The 18,630-nt window shown below is 72.0% G+C and carries 14 protein-coding genes, 2 pseudogenes and 1 riboswitch; of the genes and pseudogenes, 7 read left to right on the top strand and 9 right to left on the bottom strand.

From position 1 onward, the window contains the following. Nucleotides 1–62: 62 nt before the first annotated feature. A complete protein-coding gene (locus ACIQFU_RS18215) occupies nt 63–1,700 on the top strand; it encodes a CBS domain-containing protein (protein WP_402552614.1) in 1,638 nt (545 codons plus the stop codon). 23 nt (nt 1,701–1,723) lie between these two features. On the opposite strand, the gene ACIQFU_RS18210 is transcribed toward ACIQFU_RS18215, so the two are convergent. Beyond that, the gene (locus ACIQFU_RS18210) at nt 1,724–3,187 is read right to left on the bottom strand and encodes a PHB depolymerase family esterase (RefSeq protein WP_402552612.1); all 1,464 of its coding nucleotides are present in this window, start codon (nt 3,185–3,187) and stop codon (nt 1,724–1,726) included. A 303-nt stretch (nt 3,188–3,490) separates the two neighbouring features. On the opposite strand from ACIQFU_RS18210, the gene ACIQFU_RS18205 reads away from it, so the two are divergent. The 3 genes from ACIQFU_RS18205 (at nt 3,491) to ACIQFU_RS18195 (ending at nt 7,918) form a co-directional block, all read left to right on the top strand. Next, on the top strand, nt 3,491–4,264 hold the full coding sequence (locus tag ACIQFU_RS18205) for a 3-hydroxybutyrate dehydrogenase (RefSeq protein ID WP_402552611.1): 774 nt from the start codon (nt 3,491–3,493) through the stop codon (nt 4,262–4,264). Between the two features lie 124 nt (nt 4,265–4,388). Beyond that, nucleotides 4,389–5,816 carry an MFS transporter gene (locus ACIQFU_RS18200; RefSeq protein ID WP_402552610.1) on the top strand — a complete coding sequence of 476 codons (1,428 nt, stop codon included), beginning with the start codon at nt 4,389–4,391 and terminating at the stop codon, nt 5,814–5,816. A 98-nt stretch (nt 5,817–5,914) separates the two neighbouring features. Continuing rightward, a complete protein-coding gene (locus tag ACIQFU_RS18195) occupies nt 5,915–7,918 on the top strand; it encodes a helix-turn-helix domain-containing protein (protein ID WP_402552609.1) in 2,004 nt (667 codons plus the stop codon). Here ACIQFU_RS18195 and ACIQFU_RS18190 read toward each other — a convergent pair. Further along, the gene (locus tag ACIQFU_RS18190) at nt 7,911–8,855 is read right to left on the bottom strand and encodes an alpha/beta fold hydrolase (RefSeq protein WP_402552608.1); all 945 of its coding nucleotides are present in this window, start codon (nt 8,853–8,855) and stop codon (nt 7,911–7,913) included. The genes ACIQFU_RS18195 and ACIQFU_RS18190 overlap by 8 nt on opposite strands. A 146-nt stretch (nt 8,856–9,001) precedes the next feature. Further along, nucleotides 9,002–9,709: pseudogene (locus ACIQFU_RS18185) on the bottom strand (branched-chain amino acid ABC transporter permease); the annotation flags it as partial. A gap of 238 nt (nt 9,710–9,947) precedes the next feature. Between ACIQFU_RS18185 and ACIQFU_RS18180 the strand changes: the two are divergent. Further along, nucleotides 9,948–10,457 carry a DinB family protein gene (locus ACIQFU_RS18180; protein ID WP_161167603.1) on the top strand — a complete coding sequence of 170 codons (510 nt, stop codon included), beginning with the start codon at nt 9,948–9,950 and terminating at the stop codon, nt 10,455–10,457. Nucleotides 10,458–10,488: 31 nt separating this feature from the next. Here the strand turns inward: ACIQFU_RS18180 and ACIQFU_RS18175 are convergent. After that, nucleotides 10,489–10,590 (bottom strand): annotated as a pseudogene (locus tag ACIQFU_RS18175) (IS630 family transposase); the annotation flags it as partial. A gap of 53 nt (nt 10,591–10,643) precedes the next feature. On the opposite strand from ACIQFU_RS18175, the gene ACIQFU_RS18170 reads away from it, so the two are divergent. Beyond that, on the top strand, nt 10,644–11,936 hold the full coding sequence (locus tag ACIQFU_RS18170; protein WP_402552607.1) for an IS256 family transposase: 1,293 nt from the start codon (nt 10,644–10,646) through the stop codon (nt 11,934–11,936). Between the two features lie 15 nt (nt 11,937–11,951). Here the strand turns inward: ACIQFU_RS18170 and ACIQFU_RS18165 are convergent, their stop codons facing one another. The 5 genes from ACIQFU_RS18165 to ACIQFU_RS18145 all read right to left on the bottom strand — a co-directional run bounded on the left by ACIQFU_RS18165 (nt 11,952) and on the right by ACIQFU_RS18145 (nt 16,881). Continuing rightward, nucleotides 11,952–12,365: a (2Fe-2S) ferredoxin domain-containing protein gene (locus ACIQFU_RS18165; protein ID WP_402552606.1), complete on the bottom strand. Its 414-nt coding sequence runs from the start codon at nt 12,363–12,365 to the stop codon at nt 11,952–11,954. Then, nucleotides 12,346–13,167, bottom strand: a complete 822-nt coding sequence (locus ACIQFU_RS18160) for an ABC transporter ATP-binding protein (protein WP_402552604.1) — start codon at nt 13,165–13,167, stop codon at nt 12,346–12,348. The genes ACIQFU_RS18165 and ACIQFU_RS18160 overlap by 20 nt, the downstream gene beginning before the upstream one ends. Continuing rightward, entirely contained in the window at nt 13,164–14,177 is a 1,014-nt protein-coding gene (locus ACIQFU_RS18155) for a FecCD family ABC transporter permease (protein WP_402552602.1), read from the bottom strand. The genes ACIQFU_RS18160 and ACIQFU_RS18155 overlap by 4 nt, the downstream gene beginning before the upstream one ends. After that, nucleotides 14,174–15,223, bottom strand: a complete 1,050-nt coding sequence (locus tag ACIQFU_RS18150; RefSeq protein WP_402552601.1) for an ABC transporter substrate-binding protein — start codon at nt 15,221–15,223, stop codon at nt 14,174–14,176. Before ACIQFU_RS18150 ends, ACIQFU_RS18155 begins: the two co-directional genes overlap by 4 nt. Before the next feature lie 51 nt (nt 15,224–15,274). Beyond that, a riboswitch (cobalamin riboswitch) is annotated at nt 15,275–15,451 on the bottom strand. Between the two features lie 14 nt (nt 15,452–15,465). Then, the gene (locus ACIQFU_RS18145; protein WP_402552803.1) at nt 15,466–16,881 is read right to left on the bottom strand and encodes a short-chain fatty acyl-CoA regulator family protein; all 1,416 of its coding nucleotides are present in this window, start codon (nt 16,879–16,881) and stop codon (nt 15,466–15,468) included. A 376-nt stretch (nt 16,882–17,257) separates the two neighbouring features. Here ACIQFU_RS18145 and aceA point away from each other — a divergent pair, with 376 nt between their 5' ends. Beyond that, nucleotides 17,258–18,547 (top strand): isocitrate lyase, encoded by a 1,290-nt coding sequence (aceA, locus tag ACIQFU_RS18140; RefSeq protein WP_402552600.1) that lies wholly within the window; start codon nt 17,258–17,260, stop codon nt 18,545–18,547. Nucleotides 18,548–18,630 lie beyond the last annotated feature (83 nt).

Here is an 18,630-nt window from a genome sequence, read left to right as displayed (position 1 = left end):
GGTGAAGCGCACACGGACGACGGCACTTGATCATGTGCCGTGTGCTCACGGGGAGGAGCGGTATGCGGGCCTGGGTGGTGCGTGCGGGGGAGAACGGGGAGCGCGAGCGGGCAGCCCTGGAGGACGGCGTCCTCGTCGTCGGCTGGGACCGGCTCGCGTTGGGCCACCTCTCCGACTACGACACACGTGACGAGATCAGAGCGGCCGTGGCCGCCGCCTACCCCGACGAGGGCCCGTACACGATCGGGAACTGGACCGGCCAGCTCTACCGTTTCGTCCACGAGATCCAGCCCGGCGATCTCGTCGTGCTCCCCCTCAAATCGTCGCGGGTGGCCATCGGCCGCGTGACGGGCGGCTACGAGTACCGCTCGGCGGACGCCGAGGGCATGCGGCACGTCCGGCGCGTGGAGTGGCTCGTCCGGGACCTCGACCGGCGCGAGATTCAGTCGGACCTGCTCGACAGCCTCGGATCGCTGCTGACCGTCTTCGAGATCAGCAGGTTCGGTGCGGCGGAACGGGTGGCCGCGCTGGCCGAGGGCAAGCCCGATCCGGGGCGGCCCGATGCCGACGAGTTCGCCGCGACCCTCACCGAGCCCGCGAAACTGTACGAGGAGGTACGCAGGCGCGGCGACGGGGAACCACTCACCCTGTCCATCCGGGACTTCCTCGCCGTATGGGGCGTCCAGCGGCGCCACCCGGCGTCCACCGAGCAGATCAAGAACGACCTGGAGGCGCGCGGGCTGGTCACCGTCCCGCCCTTCACCGACGGCACGCTCGACAGCCGGATCGCGGTGCTGGCGGGAGGCGCCGAGCCGGACGAGTCGGGGACGAGCGCGGTGAGCCGGCTCACCTTCAAGGCAATGTCGACGACGGTGAACGACGTCCTTGGAAGTCCGGCCACGGAAACGGGATCGGCGCCCTCGAGCGTCTCGGCCGGTCTCACCGGCCGACTGCCCGAGGAGGACGACGAGACCCGGGCCATCGCCTACCGGGTCAGCAACCTCGAGTCGGCGAACCGGATGCCCGAGTGCGTACGCGTCGGCGACAGCCTCGGCACGGCCACGACGCTCATGGTGCTGCGCGGGTACAGCCAGCTGCCCGTACTCGACACGGACGGGCGGCTGCGGGGCGTCGTCAGCTGGGAGTCGATCGGACGCGCCAGAATGGCGGACCCCGCACCCGGCCTGCACGCGGCGACCGTACGCGGTCAGGAGGCGAACGGCTCGGACGACCTGCTCGACTGGATCGGGGCCATCCAGCAGTACGGATACGCCGTCGTCCGCGACCCCGACCACAAGGTGTGCGGTCTGATCACCGCCGCCGACCTCACGTTTCAGTTCGGCACGCGAGTGCGCCCGTTCGTTCTGGTCGAGGAGATCGAGCAGCGCCTGCGCCGCGTGGTGGACCGGTGCATTCCGCTCGACCGCATCAGGGCGACGGTCCCGCGCGGACGCGCCTCCCGGGTGCACTCCGCCGCCAATCTCACCTTCGGGGCGTACAAGCACCTGCTCAAAGAGCCGGAGAACTGGGCCGCCCTGGGCTGGGGCATCGACCAGGACCACTTCCTGGCTGCTCTGGAGGAATGCCGCAACTTCCGCAACGACCTCATGCACTTCAGTCCGGACCCGGTGACCGACGACCAGTTGGGCCCGGCGCAGGGGCTGCTCGAACTGCTGCGTTCGGTGGACCCGCAGATCTGAGCGCGGACAGCGTGCGCGGTGGGTCAGCACCCCCCGTCCGCGAGCACGAAGTACCCCGGTGACGTCTCCTTCAGGGTGTGGGTGACGGCGACGTTGTACAGGCCCATGTTCTGGTCGGAGCCGTTGGCGTAGGTGTAGCCGAGGCTCTGGTGGGCGCGGCCTGCGGTGACGTGGTGGTAGTTGGTCGCCGTGTAGCACTTGGCTGCGGCGCCCGTGGTCGTCGCCGTGACCGCCCCCGAGCGCGCCCCCTCGGCGCCGGAGGAGTCGATCGCGGCGACCGTGTAGCGGTAGGCGGTGCCCGCGCTCAGGCCGGTGTCGGTGAAGGACGTGCCCGTCGGGGAGCCGACCCTGGTGCCGTCGCGGTAGACGGCGTACGAGGTGGCGCCGTTCACCGCGCTCCAGGACAGTGACGCGCCCGTGTCGGTCGTGCCGGTGACCGTGAGCCCGGCCGGGGCCGGCAGGGTGGCGTCGCCGCCGTCGTCGGGGGATCCGTCCAGGTCCCAGAACAATCCGGTGTAGTAGCTGGAGCAGATGGTGTCGAGGTAGTACGTGCCGGTGCTGCCGCACTGGTCGGTGCCCGGGCCGGGGCTCACCGCGAGGCCGTGGGCCATGCCGGAGACCGAGAAGAGGGCGACGGCGGGACGGCCGGTGGAGTCGTCGTAGGTCGTCTCCGCGGTGCCGCCGGGCAGGGTCCGCGTGCCGGAGGCGGTCTGGCCGATGCCCCAGACGTCGGTCCACTGGTCGCGCAGCTCGGTGCCGTTGACGGGGGCGACGGTCCCGTCCGCGGTGCCCTGCCAGATCGCGACCCGGGGCCACGGGCCGGTGTACCCGGGGTAGGAGCCCCGGACCTTGTCGCCCCACTGCTTCGGGGTGAGCCGCTGGTCGCCGTACTGGCAGCCCGACGCGGCGGCCAGGCTCGTCGCGCACTGCGCGGGCAGGCCGGAGTCGACCGCGCCGCCCGCGAACACGTCGGGGTAGGCCGCGAGCAGGTCGGCCGTCATGCCGCCGCCCGCGGAGAGGCCGGTGACGAAGACGCGGTCGGGGTCGGTGCCGTACTGTGCCGCCGCGTGCTCGACCATCTGCACGACCGAGGCGGCCTCGCCCCGGCCGCGGGTGTCCTCGGCGGGGTCGAACCAGTTGAAGCAGGACAGGCTGTTGTTGGCCGGACCGGTCTGCGGATACACCACGGCGAAGCCCCAGGCGTCGGCGAACTTCTGCCAGCCGGAGTGGGCGTGGTAGTCGCTCGCCGACTGGGTGCAGCCGTGCATCGCCACGACCAGCGGCGCGTTGTCGGGGAGGTCGGCGGGCGCGTACTCGTACATGGCGAGGTTGCCGGGGTTGGCGCCGAAGTCCGTGACCTGCCGGAGGCCGTCGGCCGCGGCGGCGGGCCGGGCGAGCGGGGAGAGGGTGGTCAGGGCGGCGGTGAGAGCGAACGCCGCGGCCAGGGCGCAGCGTCCGAGGGCGCCGCGCGGGGTGAGGGAACGCATGGGTGACTCCCGTGGGTGGTGGGGTGGGAGGACTGCTGGGCGGACGCGGCGGCGGACACCACCGGGCCGCTGAGGAACCGGCTTGCTGGGAGCGGACCGTACGACCGCTCCGATGACCGCGACATGTCAACGGCAGCCAGGAGGGCGGCGGCGCGGTGGTGGTCACGACCATGGCGCCGACGGGGACCGTGTGGCAGGGCGCGGCACGGACCCCGGCATGGTGGACGACACCATGCGCCGGGCCGGGATTGTGTGACCGGCCCACGTGTCTGAGGTCTCCCATCCTTCCTACGGTGTTCCGCCATGGAGAGCACCGAGAATCCCCTCACCCCCCGGTTCCTGGCCGGACGCAAGGCCCTGGTCACCGGGGCGGCCGGCGGGATCGGCCGGGCCTGTGCCCTGGCGCTGGCCGCCGCGGGCGCCGAGGTCTACGCCGTCGACCTGGCCGCCGGGCCCGCCAAGGACGTGGCCGCGGCGACCGGCGGCACGGCGATCGTGGCCGACCTCTCCGATCCGGACGCCGTGGATACGCTGCCGGACGACGCCGACATCGTGGTCAACAACGCCGGTCTCCAGCACGTCGCCCCCGTCCACGAGTTCCCGATGGACCGCTTCGCCCTGATCCAGCGGGTGATGGTGGAGGCGCCGTTCCGGATCCTGCGCCGCACCCTGCCGCACATGTACGCGCGGGAGTGGGGCCGGGTCGTCAACATCTCCTCGGTGCACGGCCTGCGCGCCAGCGCCTACAAGTCGGCGTACGTCATGGCCAAGCACGCCCTCGAAGGGCTCAGCAAGGTGGTCGCGCTGGAGGGCGCCGCGCACGGCGTCACCAGCAACTGCCTCAACCCCGGCTACGTCCGCACCCCGCTCGTCGAGGACCAGATCGCGGACCAGGCGCTCGCCCACGGCATTCCGGCGGGCGAAGTCGTCGAGCGGGTCTTCCTCGACCGCACCGCGATCAAGCGGCTGATCGAGCCGGCCGAGGTCGCCGAGGCCGCCCTGTGGCTGTGCGCCGAGAACACCGGCTACATCACGGGGTCCTCCCTCCCGCTGGACGGCGGCTGGACGGCCCACTGACGCCACCCGGCACCACCCACCACGCACCCTCCCCCACCGCCCACTCCCCGGACCCGCTCGACCATCCCCGACGTCCCCCGAGCCCGGCGGATCCGACCCTCCTCGCCCCGAGACGGTGACACACATGGCCAGCGCTCACACCGCCGTGAACGACCCAGGCAGCCCGAAACGGCCGGCCGGCCTCCGCAAGGTCGTCGCGGCCAGCCTCGTCGGCACCACCATCGAGTGGTACGACTACTTCCTCTACGGCTCCGCCGCCGCCCTCGTCTTCGGCCGGGTCTTCTTCCCCGAGTCCGACCCGCTGACCGGCACGCTGCTCTCCTTCCTCACCTACGCCATCGGCTTCGCCGCCCGGCCCGTCGGCGCCGTCGTCTTCGGCCACTTCGGCGACCGGCTCGGACGCAAGAAGCTCCTGGTGATCAGCCTGCTGATGATGGGCGGCTCCACCACTCTGATCGGCTGCGTCCCCGGCTACGCCACGCTGGGCGTCGCCGCCCCGCTGCTGCTGACCACGCTGCGCCTGGTCCAGGGCTTCGCGCTGGGCGGCGAGTGGGGCGGGGCGGTGCTCCTGGTGTCCGAGCACGGCGACGCCCGCCGCCGCGGCTTCTGGGCGTCCTGGCCGCAGGGCGGCGCACCCGCGGGCAACCTGCTCGCCGTCGGTGTGCTGTCCCTGATGACCACCGTGCTCAGCGACGACGCGTTCAACTCCTGGGGCTGGCGCGTGCCGTTCCTGCTCTCCGGCGTCCTGGTGATGCTCGGCATGTGGATCCGGCTGTCCGTCGACGAGTCACCGCTGTTCAAGGAGGCGCTGGCGAAGTCCGAGCGGCGCAAGGCGGAGCGCAAGGCCGAGGAGCTGCCGTTCGTCGCCGTGCTCCGCGACCACTGGCGGGACATCCTGGTCGCGATGGGCGCCCGCATGGCGGAGAACATCTCGTACTACGTGATCACCGCCTTCGTCCTGACGTACTGCGTGGAACACCTGGACATCGCCAAGCAGCCGGCGCTGAACGCGGTGCTGATCGGCTCGGCCGTGCAGTTCTGCCTGATCCCGCTGTTCGGCGCGCTCTCCGACCGGGTCGGCCGCAAGCCGGTCTACCTGGTGGGCGCGATCGGCGTGGGCGCCTGGTCCTGGGCCTTCTTCGGTCTGCTGGACACCAGGTCCTTCCCGGCGCTGGTCCTGGCGGTCACCGTCGGGCTGGTCTTCCACAGCGCGATGTACGCCCCGCAGGCCGCGTTCTTCTCCGAGCTGTTCGCCACCCGGATGCGCTACACCGGCGCCTCCATCGGCGCCCAGCTCTCCTCGGTCGCGGCCGGCGCCCCGGCCCCGCTGATCGCCACGGCGCTGCTCGGCTCCTACGGCTCCTCCACACCGATCTCGGTGTACGTCGCGCTGTCCGCCGTCGTCACCGTGATAGCCGTGGTCGCCGCCCGCGAGACCCGCGGCACGGACCTGGCCGCGGTCGAACCGGCCGGACCCGGCGCAGGGGCGGCCCGCCCGGCCGCCGGCCCGAAGGAGACCGCGTCCGCCCGACCCTCCGGTGGCCGCCGGTGACCTTCCGGGGCAATCCGGCACCGAGGGGGCGGGCTCCCCGCCCCCTCGGTGCCGCCACGCTTGCGGGGGCTCCCCCTCTTCCTCACAATGGTCCGCCCATGCCCAAGAACACGTCCGTCGCCGCCCACCTGCGCCGTCTGCTCGAACTCCTCGCCGCCGGCGCCCCCGCCGAGGACTTCGGCGCCGTCGCCACCGAGGCGCGGCGCGACGGCGCCCGCACCGACGACCTCGCGGAGATCGAGCAGGCCACCCAGGCCGCGCTGCGCGTGCACAGCGCGCTGCGCCAGCACCAGCGCCGGGAAGCGGAACTCACCGCCCTCTTCGACACCGCGGGCGACCTCGCGGCGCTGCGCGACCTGGACGCCGTCCTGCGGTCCATCGTGCGCCGCGCCAGGATGCTGCTCGGCACCGACACGGCGTACCTGACGCTCCCCGACGAGGAGGCGGGCGACACCTTCATGCGGGTCACCGACGGCTCCGTGTCGGTACTGTTCCAGAACCTGCGGCTGCAGCTCGGCGAGGGGCTCGGCGGCCTGGTGGCACAGACCGCGCGGCCCTACGCCACCCCGGACTACCGCACGGACGAACGCTTCCACCACACGCACAGCATCGACGCCGGTGTCCTGGACGAGGGCCTGGTCGCGATCCTCGGCGTCCCCCTGCTCCTCGGCTCCGGCAGCGGCGGCAAGGTGATCGGCGCCCTGTTCGCCGCCGACCGCACGCCGCGGACCTTCTCCCCGGACGAGGTGGCGCTGCTGTGCTCGCTGGCCAACCACGCCGCGATCGCCATCGACACCGCGAAGGCGATGACCGACGCCCGGGTCGCGCTGGCCGAGTTGGCGGAGGCCAACGCGGTGATCCGGGAGCGTTCGGCCGCCATGCAGCGGGCCGAGGAGTCCCACGACCGGCTCAGCGACCTGGTGCTGCGGGGCGGGGACGTGGCCGACGTGGCCGCAGCCGTCGCCGATCTGCTCCAGGGCGACGTCACGGTGTTCGACGCGGGCGGGTGGCCGCTCACGAGGACCGCGCGCGGGATGGGACCGGCCGGCCGGGACACGGCACGGGACACGAACGGCGGCGCGGAGGAGAGCGGCGGCGACGCCGGTGGTGGCGGATCGACCCCGGCCGACGCGGCCGACGCGGCCGCCGTGGTGCGCGCCGCGGAGGACTCGCGCGCCACCGCCCACGCGGTGGTCCACGACGGGCGCTGGGTGTGCGCGGCGCTGGCCGGGCAGGAGATGCTGGGCAGCCTGGTGCTGTCCGGGCGGCCGGATCTGGACGGCCCCGACCGGCGCCTGTTCGAGCGCAGCAGCGTCGTCACCTCACTGCTCCTGCTGCTGCGGCGCTCGGTCGCCGAGACCGAGAACCGGGTGCGCGGCGACCTGGTCACCGACCTGCTCACCGCACCCGACCGCGACCCGGCCGGCCTGGTGGCGCGCGGCCGGAACCTCGGCGTCGACCTGAACCGCCCGCACCTGGTGCTGGTCGCCTCGACGGACGCGGCCGTGCGCGAGCGGCTGGCCGGGGCGGCCGTGCAGTACCTTTTCGGCAGTGGCGCCGTCAGCGCGGAACACGCCGATACGGTCATGCTGGTCCCGGCCGGCGGCACCGCGCCGGGCGAGGCGGCCCGGGCCGCGGCCGAGCAGCTGACCCACCTGGTCGGCGCCCCGGTCACGGTGGCCGGCGCCGGGCCCGCCGCCGGTCCGCGCGCCCTGGCCGACGCCCACGCCGAGGCCGCGCGCTGTCTGCAGGCGCTGCGGGTGCTCGGCCGCCGGGGGGCCGGGGCCAGCGCGGGCGAACTCGGCTTCCTCGGGGTGCTGCTGGGCGAGGACCACGACGTGGAGGGCTTCGTCACGGCCACCCTCGGACCGCTGCTGGAGTACGACGACCGGCGCGGCACTCAGCTGGTCCGGACGCTGGCCGCGTACTTCGGCTGCGGCGGGAGCCTGACGCGGGCGAAGGAGGAGCTGCACGTGCACATCAACACGGTGGTGCAGCGCCTGGACCGCATCCAGGCGATCCTCGGCCCCGGCTGGAACAGCCCGGAGAACGCGCTGGAGCTGCAACTCGCCCTGCGGCTGCGGCTGCTGTCCCTCAGCTGACGCCCGCCGCCGCCAGCAGGCGCCGTGCCACCAGGTGCGCGCCCTCGTCGCCGACGAGGATCGTGTAGTGGTTGGTGCCGGGGGCGGGCGTGGTCTTGAGCAGCGTGTCGTCCACACCGGCCGCGGTGAGCCGCCGCCCGTCGTACAGGCCTTGCGGCTCGTCCATCAACCCGCGTTCCGCCCACAGCAGTTCGGCCGGTCGGGGCAGGCGGTGGACGGCGTCCGCCACCTCGCCGCCGAGCTGGTCGGTGCCGTCGACGCGCACGGCGTCCAGCCGGCACGAGGAGCGCAGCGCCGGTTCCTCGCCGACCAGGTCCCGCTGGATGTAGGCGTCCACCCAGGGCGACCAGGCACCGGCGAAGGCGGGATGGCGCTGCCAGAACTCCCGGTAGGCCGCCCGGTCGGGGAACGTCATCGACAGGCGCCGCATGGCCGGCCCGATCACGGCGGTGATCAGCTCGTCCGGGGACGTCCCGGCGGGCACGGGGAAGCCCACTCCGCCGTCCACCAGCAGCAGGCCCGAGAGCAGGTCCGGGTGGCGTACGGCGGTCAGGGCGGCGGTGAAGGCTCCCATGGAGTGCCCGGTGAGGACCACGGGCCCGGCGTCCAGCGCCCGCACCACGGCGGCCATGTCGTCGGCGTGCGCCCCGATGCCGTACGGGCCGGCGAGCGTGCCGCTGCCGCCCCGGCCGCGCAGGTCGGGCGCGAGCAGGGTGACCCGGCCGGCGAGATGGTGGGCGACGCGGGCCCAGGTCAGGCCGTTGGCGGTGATGCCGTGCAGCGCGAGCACCACCGGCGCGCCCGGTGCGGCGGCCGGCCAGCGCAGCACGGCCAGTTCACCGCCGGCCACGGGCACCCGCAGCTCCTCGTACGCCGGGAATCCGGGACCGCCCGCGGCGGGGCGGGGCGTCGGGTCGTGCCTCGGGGTGTCACTCACGGGGCGGGAGCCTCCTCGCGGTCGGTCGCGGGCGGAAGGAGCGGCCCGCGGAATACTGGACGGCTGCTGGACGACACGGGCCCGGGGCGGCCGCCGGGACCGTACGCGGTCGGCCCGGCCGAGACCTCGTGCCTCCACGTGCCGGCTCACGGGGCGGGAGCCTCCTCGCGGTCGGTCGTGGCGCGGGCGGTGCGGGCGGCGCGCAGCCGCCGGGGCAGGCGGACCACGCCGCCGGGCAGCAGGTATATCACCGCGACGAACAGCGCCCCGAGCAGGAACAGCGGCTGGGACAGCGGCACCCGCAGCACGGCGGGCAGGTCGGCGACGCCGCCCGAGCCGGCCAGGTCGCCGAGCCGGTGGTCGGCCCAGGTGTAGAGGATGCCGCCGAGCATCGGACCCCAGCGGGTGCCGGAGCCGCCCAGCACCACCATGACCAGCAGGGACAGGGTGAAGTCGGAGGTGGTGGTCTGCGGGGTGGCGCCGCCGGTGAGCAGCAGGTAGACGATGCCGCCGAGCGCGGCGAGGGTGCCGGCCAGGACGAAGGCGATCAGCTTGAAGCCGTACGGGCGCAGGCCCAGCATCTCCACCCGGCGTTCGTTCTCCTTGATGCCCTCCCAGACCCGGCCGGTGGGCGAGCGGACCGCCCAGTGGACGACGGCGAGCACGAGGACCAGGTAGGCGAGGGCGATCCAGTAGAGGTTGGCGGTGTGGCCGATGCCGACGAGTGAGGCCGGCAGCCGGTCCGCCGGGGCGGCCCTGCCCTCCTCGCCGCCGGTGATGCCGCCCGGGTCGCGCTGGACGAGGATGGAGCCCGCCTGGGCGAAGGCGAGGGACACCATGGAGAACCCGATGCCGCCCCGGCGTGGTCGGCTTGCTGTCCTAGTGCCGTGACCGGGAAAGTTTGCCGGGTAGGCGGTGCAGAACGACGTGGCGCCGATCGGCTGGGGGTTGTCGTACCCCCGGTGTAGCGTCCGGGCCGGAGTCAGATCATGTTCTGTGGTTGACGGAGGCGCGCGGATGACAAGTACGACGGGTGAGGCCATGGTGGGCGGCATCCCAGCTGAGCAAGATCCAGGCGCAGGGCGCCGTTCGGTGAACGCTGAACTCGCCGCGCTCAAGGGTGCCCTGGACAGCCAGCGCGCGCACGTCGTTGGGATCCTCGAAGGGGTCTCGGAGGAGGATCTGCGGCGGCCGGTGCTGCCCAGCGGTTGGAGCTGCCTGGCGTTGCTGCGCCACCTCACGGTGGATGTCGAACGCTTCTGGTTCCCCGGAGTGATCGCGGGCGAACCGGATGTGGCCGGACAGCTCGCGGCAGGCGCGGAGGCGCACTGGTACGTCCCCGAGGGGATGAGCACCAGGGAGGTCTTCGCCGACTACCGGGCGGCCATCGCACGCGCAGACGTCGTGCTCGCCGCCGCCAACCTGGACCAGGAGCCTGCCGCGTGGCCCGTGGACATCTGGCCGACCTGGCGGCTGCCCGACGTGCGCCGCATCCTCATCCACGTGCTCACCGAGGTCGCCTGCCACAGCGGTCACTTGGACGCGGCACGCGAACTGATCGATGGCACCACCTGGCTCGGCGGCAACCCCTACGCTGGATAGTCCTCTGCCCCAGTGAGCAGCATCGAGATCTTCAGGCCGCGGTGGCGAGAGGCCGGCCGCCCCAGCGGGTTCCCTTCTCGCTGCGAACACGGGCTCGTTCACGACGCTGAGCGGCCAGAACAGCGGGGTGCCGGGAGTGGGACTGTAAATCGTTCGGTGTAACTCCCGATCATGGAGGATGCATCGATGACCAGTGAGAACGTGACCGGACCCGAGGCCGTCGAGCCCGCGAAAGCTGTGCCGGCGAAGGCGGTGGACGACCAGTTGATCGACGAGCTGGTGGGTCGTGCCCAGGCTGAGGGCCTGCAGTTGACGGGTGAGGGCGGGCTGCTGCAGCAGCTGACCAGGCGGCTGCTGGAGTCCGCCCTGGAGGGCGAGATCACCGATCACCTCGGCTATGACAAGCACGATCCGGCGGGCAAGAACGGCGGCAACTCCCGCAACGGCAAACGCTCCAAGACGGTGCTCACCGATGTCGGCCCGGTGGAGATCACCGTGCCCCGCGACCGCGACGGCTCGTTCGAACCGAAGATCGTCAAGAAGCGGCAGAAGCGCCTGACCGGCATCGACGAGATGGTCATCTCGCTGGCCGCGAAGGGCCTGACCACCGGTGAAGTCCAGGCCCACCTGGCCGAGGTCTATGGCGCCGAGGTCTCGCGCCAGACCATCTCCACCATCACCGACAAGGTGCTGGAAGGCATGGCCGAGTGGCAGAGCCGGCCCCTCGACCCGGTCTATCCGGTCGTCTTCATCGACGCCATCCACGTGAAGATCCGCGACGGTGCGGTCGCCAACCGGCCCATTTACGTGGCCCTGGCGGTCACCACCGAGGGCCGGCGCGAGATCCTCGGGCTGTGGGCCGGGGACGGCGGCGAGGGCGCCAAGCACTGGCTGCACATCCTCACCGAGATCAAGAACCGCGGCGTCAGCGACGTGCTGATGCTGGTCTGCGACGGGCTCAAGGGCTTGCCGGAGGCGGTGGAGACCGTCTGGCCGCGGACCATCGTGCAGACCTGCGTGGTGCACCTGCTGCGGAACTCTTTCCGCTATGCCGCCCGCCAGGACTGGGACAAGATCGCCAAGCTTCTGAAGCCGGTCTACACGGCGCCGACCGAGGAGGCCTCTCTGGAGCGGTTCGCCGAGTTCGCCGACGCTTGGGGCCGGAAGTATCCGGCAATCGTGAAGCTGTGGGAGAACGCCTGGGAAGAGTTCACCCCGTTCCTGCGGTTCGACACCGAGATCCGCCGCATCGTCTGCACCACCAACGCGATCGAGTCGGTGAACGCGCGGATCCGCCGGGCGGTCAAGGCCCGTGGACACTTCCCCAACGAGCAGGCCGCCCTGAAATGCGTCTACATGGCGATCATGTCCCTCGACCCCACGGGCAAGGGCCAGGTTCGCTGGACCATGCGCTGGAAGACCGCGCTGAACGCCTTCGACATCACCTTCGACGGCCGCCTGTCGGCAGCCCGCCAGTAGTCCCAACTACCCCAGTTACACCGCTCGTTTGACAGACCCGCTCATCGCCCTGTGGGGCGGGGTGAAGACATACAGGGCAAGGATGTCGGGGCAGGGGGCGACACCAGGGCCGCCAGCCTGCACCCAGGCGGTGATGTCTTCGGTGGCGTCAGGGTCGTTGACGAGGCCGAGCCAGACCGGTCGGGCTCCTGCGGCGCGTGCGACGGCGGAGGGCTGGACGACGATCACGTTGGCGTGTTCGCATACGTCGAGGCAGTCGGATACGCGGACCGGGACCTGCTCGGTAAGGCGCGCGAGTTGCCGGTCGTGGTCCACGCCGGTGATTTTCGGGGTTCCGCAGCAGCAGTCCCGGCATACGACAACGCGGCACGGTGCCGGTTCGGGTGAGGTGTGCTCCGTGCCGACCGCTTCAGGGTGCTGTCGGGGCATCGCTCGTCACGCTCCTCTTCGGGGGAGATCCGTCCCGGGCGGCTGGGCGCAGGAAGCGGATCACGGGGTGGCCGGGTTCGTGCGTGACCTCGGTATGGACGCCGTAGACCTGCTCGATGAGGTCGGGGGTGAGGACCTCGGCGGAGGTGCCCTCGGTGACCGCGCGGCCGTCGTGCAGGACGAGGAGGCGGTCGCAGTACATGGCGGCGAGGTTGAGGTCGTGCAGGGCGATCACGGTGGTGACCGGCAGGGCCGCGACGAGTTCCAGGAGGTCGAGCTGGTGCTGGATGTCGAGGTGGTTGGTGGGTTCGTCGAGGAGGAGTTCGCGGGGTTCCTGGGCGAGGGCGCGGGCGATCTGGGTGCGCTGGCGTTCGCCGCCGGAGAGGGTGTGCCAGGACTGGCCGGCCCGGTCGGTCAGTCCGGTGCGTCGCAAAGCCTCGGTGACGGCTGCCGCGTCGGCCGCGGTCGGGGGTGTCCAGGCTCGCCGGTGCGGGATGCGGCCGAGGGCGACGACGTCCCGGACGGTCAGTTCGGTTTGGGTGTGGGTGTGCTGCTCGACGGTGGCGATACGGCGGGCGGTGGCGCGGCGACCGACGTCCATGAGCGGGCGACCGTCCAGGCTCACGACTCCGGTGCTGGGGGCGAGGACCCCGGCCAGCAGCCTGAGCAGCGTCGACTTGCCCGAGCCGTTGGGACCGAGCAGACCGACCGTCTCGCCGGGGCGCAGGGTGAGGGTGACGTCGTCGACGACTACCTTGTCACCGATGCGCCGTACGACGCGGTCCGCGTGCAGGCTGGTCATGCTCTTCCCCGTCCGCGGTAGAGGACGATCACGAACGCCGGTACGCCAATGAGGGACGTCACCACGCCCACCGGGACCTCCTGGGGGTCTAGGACGGTTCGGGCGAGGGTGTCCACCCACACCAGGAAGACGGCTCCGGTCAGCGCGGTGACCGGCAGCAGGCGGGCGTGCCCGGAGCCGGTGAGGGTGCGGGTGGCGTGCGGCAGGACCAGGCCGACGAATCCGATCGCTCCGGCGCAGCTGACCAGGGCGGCGGTGAGCAGCGCGGTCGCGCAGAGCAGGACCAGGCGGGTGCGGGCGACCCGGACCCCGAGTCCCGCGGCGGCTTCGTCGCCGAAGGCGAACGCGTCGAGGGTTCGGGCGTAGCCGAGGCTGACGACGAGCACCACCGTCAGGACGACGGTGCAGAGCAGTACCTGTCCCCAGTCGGCGCCGGTGAGCGAGCCGAGCAGCCAGAACAGCACGCCCCGGGTGGTCTCGGCGTCCGCGGAGGTGAGGACGATGAAGGAGGTCAGCGCGGAGAACAGCTGCATGGCCGCCACCCCGGACAGGACCACCCGGTCGGTGCTGCCGCCGAGGGTGTGGCTGAGCAGCAGCACCAGGGCGAAGGAGACCAGCGCGCCCAGGAAGGCGCCCGCCGACAGGGACACCGCTCCCCCGCCGACGCCCAGCACGACCACGGCGACCGCCCCGGTGGACGCGCCGGAGGAGACCCCGAGGACGAAGGGGTCAGCGAGCGGGTTACGCAGCAGCGACTGCATGACCGCGCCGCAGACGGCGAGTCCGGCCCCGCACACGGCGGCGAGCAGGGTGCGCGGCATGCGCAGATCCCAGACGATGCCGTCCCGCAGCGGCGCCAGGGTGCTCTCGCCGAGGCCGAGATGGGCCGCGACGGCGGCCCAGACGTCCCCTGTCGAGATGTCCGCCGGTCCGATCGTCACGGCGACGGCGATCGACACGAGCAGCGCGGCCAGTCCGCTGCCCGTCAGCAGCAGGGAGCGGATGCTCACTTGGCGAGGCCGAAGTCGCGCAGACCTGCTGCGACCTTCTCGATCCCCTGGATGGTGCGGATGGACGGGTTCATCGCCTGCCCGCTCAGCAGGACGTACCGCTTCTTCTTCACGGCGGTCAGATTGCGGGTGGCGGGGTTCGCCTCCAGGAAGCGGATCTTGGCCGCGGCGGTCTCGGCGGTCTGCTGCTTGCGGGTCAGGTCGCCGATCACGATGACGTCGGGGTCGCGGTCGGCGACGGTCTCCCAGTTGATCTGGGGCCATTCGTCGTGGGAGTCGGCGAAGGCGTTCTTCGCGCCGACCGCGCGCGTGATGGCGCCCGGCGCGCCGCAGCAGCCGGCGAGGTACGGGGACTGGGAGTTGGCGAACCAGTACATGAGGGAGACGTCGGATGCGTGCAGTCCGGCGGTGGCCGTGCTCACCCGCTTCTTCAGCGAGGCGACGAGCTTCTCACCGCGCTCCTCGACGCCGAACGCGCGGGCGAGATCGCGTATTTCGCCGTAGACGGCGTCGAGGGTGAGCGGTTCGCTGCGCGAGCCGTCGCCGCCGCTGTCGTTGTCCTTGCCTGCGCAGTCGGAGGGTGAGACGTAGGTGGGTACGCCCAGCTTCTCGAACTGCTCGCGGGTGGCGACCCCGCCCTTGCCGAGGGTGGAGATGAACGAGGCGGTGACGAAGTCGGGTTCGGCGTCCAGGACCTTCTCGAAGGACGGGTTGTTGTCGGCGAGGCGCGGCACGGTGGCGTTGGCCTTCTCCAGGCCCTTCATCACCGGGTCGGTCCAGGTCGCCGTACCGGCCATGCGGTCGGCGAGGCCGAGGGAGAGCAGGATCTCGGTGGTGCCCTGGTTGAGGGAGACGGCCCGCTTCGGGGCCGACTTCAGGGTGACCTTGTGGCCGCAGTTGTCGAGGGTCACCGGGTAACCAGCGGCTGAGGTCTCCTCCCGCTTCGCGTCACCCGCGTCGGAGGAGCCGCACGCGGTGAGCAGCAGGGCGGACGCGACGAGCAGCGCCGGGGTATGGAGGAGGGCGGGGGTGCGGAGCACGGGCATGCCTCTGGGGTCGGGGCTCGTTCGCGGAGCCGGCCTACGGACGTCCCCCGCGCTGGGCGCGAAGGTGCCAGCAGGTCTTCGGACTCGGGTTCGTCCGGCCGGGGCGCCTTCCCGGTCTCCCAGTGGCGTCGTGCCCCGCCCGTCCCCCTCACCGCTGCGCGTCAGTTCCGGATTCGCACCGGATTCCCTGACCACGGATGTGGTTCGACTGGCCTGTCGAGGCTATCAAGGTAATCGCTGGGTCAAGTCGTGTGATCGGTCACGGGGTACGGCACGAAGGTGCTGGTGTTCTGGTCGATCCGCAGCGGACGGCCGAGCGGGGGTGCCCCGCGCTGGGGGCAGTCGAGGCGATCGCAGACGCGGCAGCCCATGCCGATGGGGGTGGCGGCGGAGGTGCTGGTCAGGTCGAGTCCGTCGGAGTAGACAAGGCGGTGGGCGTGGCGGATCTCGCAGCCCAGGCCGATGGCGAAGGTCTTGCCTGGTTCGCCCCAGCCGCCACGGTGCCGGGTGACCGCTCGCGCGGTCCACAAGTACCGCTGCCCGTCGGGCATTTCGGCGATCTGCACGTGGATGCGGCCGGGGGCCGCGAACGCCTCGTACACGTTCCACAGCGGGCAGGTGCCGCCGGCCCGGGAGAAGTGGAAGCCGGTGGCGGACTGGCGTTTGGACATGTTGCCGGCGCGGTCGACGCGGACGAAGGAGAAGGGCACGCCGCGCAGCCGGGGGCGTTGGAGGGTGCTGAGGCGGTGGCAGACGGTCTCGTAGCCGAGGCCGTGGCGGTCGGTGAGGAGTTCGAGGTCGTAGCGGGCTTCCTCGGCGGCTGTGTGGAAGGCGGTGTAGGGGAGGATCAGCGCGGCGGCGAAGTAGTGGGCGATGCCGATGCGGGCCAGGGCGTGGGTGGGGGTGCCGGGCTGGAAGTCTTCGGCGGCCTGGCGGGCGAGTTCGACGTCGTGTTCGAGCAGGGCGAGCTGGGTGGCCATGCGGAAGGCGCGCTGGCCGGGGCGCAGGCGGGCCGAGAGGTGGAGGGTGCGGGTCGGCTCGTCGTAGTGGTGGAGACGATCGCTCGATTCGCCGGTCAGCCGTACGCCGTGGTGGTCGGTGAGGCGTGCGGTGAGCACCCGCAGGACGTCGCCGGGGCGGACGCCGATCTCCTGGGCGAGTTCCTCCGCCGCGAGGTCGGTGTCGTGGAGGTAGTTCTGGCGGCGGTAGAAGAAGTCGCGGATCTCCTCGTGCGGCGAGTGTGGTGAGCGAGGTGCGGCCGGGTCGGTGTCGCGGGCGTCGGTCGCGCCGGCGAGGCGTTCGGCCAGGAGGTGGTTGCGGCGGCCGAGGTCGAGCAGGACCTGGGCGACGCCGGGCATGCGGGAGGCCAGCTCGGCGAGGTCGGCCGGACTCACCCGGGCTGCGGTGATCTCGCCTGCCAGGGTCTCGCGGAGGTCGGCGACCAGGCGGCTGGTGTCGCGTTCGGAGAAGAAGGCCGGGTCGACGCCGAACGCCTCGGTCAGCCGCAGCAGGACGGGCACGGTCAGCGGGCGGGAGTCGTGCTCCATCTGGTTCAGGTAGCTCGGCGAGATGCCCAGCACCCGGGCGAGCGCGGCCTGGCTCATCCCGCGTTCCTCGCGCAGGCGTCGCAGCCGCGCTCCCGCGTAGATCTTGCTCACCATGGTCCTCCGTGTCCGGGACGCGGTCAGCGTACGTGATCAGCCTCCGGATCACTCCCTTCGCAACCTTGGCAAAACACGAGGCGAAGATTCGCAGAAATTGGCAGCCATCCACAGTTGATGGCACTGAGTGCCAGTGTCAGAGTCTGAGTGCGGCCCGCCGGACCCCGGCGACCACCGCCCGCACCCGGGGCACGATTCATGCCCTGACGTCGGAGCTCCCGGCGAAAGCGGTGTCCGTACCGGCAGCATTGCTCACCTCCGCCACACGGCGGCACGGCGGGCCGCACCCCAGTTTCACGACACACAGTGCCACCCCTGTTCGCCCGGACCGGGAGCTTGGCAGACGCAACAGACCGAGGAGACGGTGACAGTCATGGCAGAAGCGAGGACGAGCACGCAGGCGGCCGAGGAACTCGCCCAGCGCTGGGCCACCGACCCCCGCTGGCAGGGCATCGAGCGCACCTACGGCGCCGAGGACGTCGTCCGGCTCTCCGGCAGCGTCCGCGAGGAGCACACCCTGGCCCGCCGCGGCGCCGAGCGCCTGTGGCGCCAGTTGCACGAGCAGGACTACATCCACGCGCTCGGCGCGCTGACCGGCGGCCAGGCGGTGCAGCAGGTGAAGGCCGGGCTGCAGGCCATCTACCTGTCCGGCTGGCAGGTCGCCGCCGATGCCAACCAGGCCGGGCACACCTACCCCGACCAGTCCCTGTACCCGGTCAACTCCGTGCCCCAGGTGGTCCGTCGCATCAACAACGCGCTGCTGCGAGCCGACCAGATCGCCACCGCCGAGGGCGGCTCGGACACCACGGACTGGCTGGCGCCGATCGTCGCCGACGCGGAGGCCGGCTTCGGCGGGCCGCTGAACGCCTTCGAGCTGACCAAGGCGATGATCGCGGCGGGCGCGGCCGGTATCCACTACGAGGACCAGCTCGCCTCGGAGAAGAAGTGCGGCCACCTGGGCGGCAAGGTCCTCGTCCCGACCTCGCAGCACATCCGCACCCTGAACGCGGCCCGCCTGGCCGCCGACATCGCCGACGTGCCGACCCTGATCGTCGCCCGCACCGACGCTCTCGCCGCCAACCTCCTCACCAGTGATGTCGACGAGCGCGACGCCGAGTTCGTGACCGGCGAGCGCACCGCCGAGGGCTTCTACCGGGTGCGGAACGGCATGGCGCCGGTCATCGCCCGCGGGCTGGCTTACGCCCCCTACGCGGACCTGATCTGGGTGGAGACCGGCACACCGGACCTGGCGCAGGCCCGCGAGTTCGCCGAGGCCATCCACGCCGAGCACCCCGGCCAGATGCTCGCCTACAACTGCTCGCCCTCCTTCAACTGGAAGGCGGCCCTGGACGACGACCAGATCGCCAAGTTCCAGCGGGAGCTGGGCGCGATGGGCTACCGCTTCCAGTTCATCACGCTGGCCGGCTTCCACTCCCTCAACCACGGCATGTTCGACCTCGCCCGTGGCTACGCCGAGCACGGCATGACCGCCTACGTCGACCTCCAGGAGCGCGAGTTCGCGGCCCAGGCGCAGGGCTTCACCGCCGTTAAGCACCAGCGCGAGGTCGGCACCGGCTACTTCGACCTGGTCTCCACCGCCGTCAACCCGGCGTCCTCCACGACCGCGCTGGCCGGATCCACAGAGGAGGAGCAGTTCCACTAGGCCGCCCCTCACGGTCCGGCCCCTGACCGAACGGGGGCCGGGCTGCAGTCCCCGCCACCCTGCTCCCCGTTCAGGAGTCCTGG

The organism is Streptomyces sp. NPDC093065 (assembly GCF_044754585.1).
Taxonomy (GTDB): domain Bacteria; phylum Actinomycetota; class Actinomycetes; order Streptomycetales; family Streptomycetaceae; genus Streptomyces.
Note: the sequence above shows the minus strand (reverse complement) of the source record. Positions and strands in the feature narration are given on the sequence as shown.